Origin of the sequence: Streptomyces phytophilus (genome assembly GCF_013870535.1) — a bacterium.
Classification (GTDB): Bacteria; Actinomycetota; Actinomycetes; order Streptomycetales; family Streptomycetaceae; genus Streptomyces; species Streptomyces phytophilus.
In genome coordinates this window covers 1-1210 of record NZ_JACBXC010001576.1, presented here as the reverse complement: position 1 = coordinate 1210, position 1210 = coordinate 1, and the positions used below count along the sequence as shown (strand labels likewise).

At 75.3% G+C, this 1210-nt stretch carries 1 protein-coding gene; it reads right to left on the bottom strand.

The window, feature by feature from the left end; all coding sequences use genetic code 11:
* Positions 1-1147, bottom strand: a 1147-nt coding sequence (locus tag H5J30_RS34355) for a DNA polymerase IV (RefSeq protein ID WP_181791728.1), incomplete at its 3' end; no start/stop codon positions are given.
* Positions 1148-1210: the final 63 nt, after the last annotated feature.

Here is a 1210-nt window from a genome sequence, read left to right as displayed (position 1 = left end):
GCGGGGCCGGCTCGGGCGGCGGCAGCGCCACCGGGCCGTCGGCGTCCACCGGCCCGTGCTGCACGTCCGGCGCCACGCCGGCCTGCGCGAACAGGTCCTCCTGCGTGAAGTCCGCCAGCCCGCTGACGCCGACGCCCAGCAGCCGCACCCCCGCGGTCGTCTCCACGCTGTCCAGCAGCCGCAGCGCCGCCTCGGTGACCACGGCCGGGTCGTCGGTGGGCCCGCGCAGGGTCTCGGAGCGGGTGAGGGTGGAGAAGTCGTACCGCCGGACCTTGAGGACCACCGTGCGGCCGGAGTGCCCGGAACCGCGCAGCCGCGTCACGCACCGCCGCGCCAGCCGCTCGACCTCCGTACGGATGCGGGTGCGGTCGGTGAGGTCGACGTCGAAGGTGTCCTCGACGGAGACGGACTTGGTGTCCCGGTCCGCGACCACCGGCCGCTCGTCCAGGCCCAGCGCCATCACGTGGATCCCCGTGCCGTGCGCCTTGCCCAGCAGCCGGACCATCTCGTCCTCGCCGGCGTCCGTGACCTCCCCGACCGTGGTGATCCCGGCCCGGCGCAGCGCGTCCGCCGTGGCGGGGCCGACGCCCGGCAGCGTACGCACATGCATCGGCCCCAGCAGCGCCCGCTCGCCGCCCGGCGGGACCACGACGAGACCGTCCGGCTTGGCCAGCTCGGAGGCGACCTTGGCGAGCATCTTGGAGGCGGCGAGCCCGACCGAGCCGGTCAGCCCGGTGGCCGCGCGGATGTCCCCGCGCAGCCGGCGTGCCACGCCCCGCAGCGCCTCCTCCTCGGCGGGGGTGCCGCCGGCTTCGAGATCGACGAACGCCTCGTCCAGGCTCAGCGGCTCCACCAGCGGCGACAGCTCCCCGAGCAGCGCCATGACCTGCCCGCTGACCTGCTGGTAGAGCCGGAAGCGGGGGATGAGGAAGGCGGCGTTGGGGCAGAGCCTGCGGGCCATGCCCATGGCCATCGCCGAGTGCACCCCGAAGACCCGCGCCTCGTACGACGCGGTGGCCACCACGCCGCGCGGGCCGAGGCCGCCGACGATCACGGCCTTGCCCTTCAGGCTCGGCTTGGCGGCCTGCTCGACGGCGGCGTAGAACGCGTCCATGTCCAGGTGCAGGACCGACGGCGCGCTTCTCACACGGTGATCGTCCCCCATGGGTCTGACATCGGCCCGGCAGCGCCCGTCGGGCGGCCGTACCGG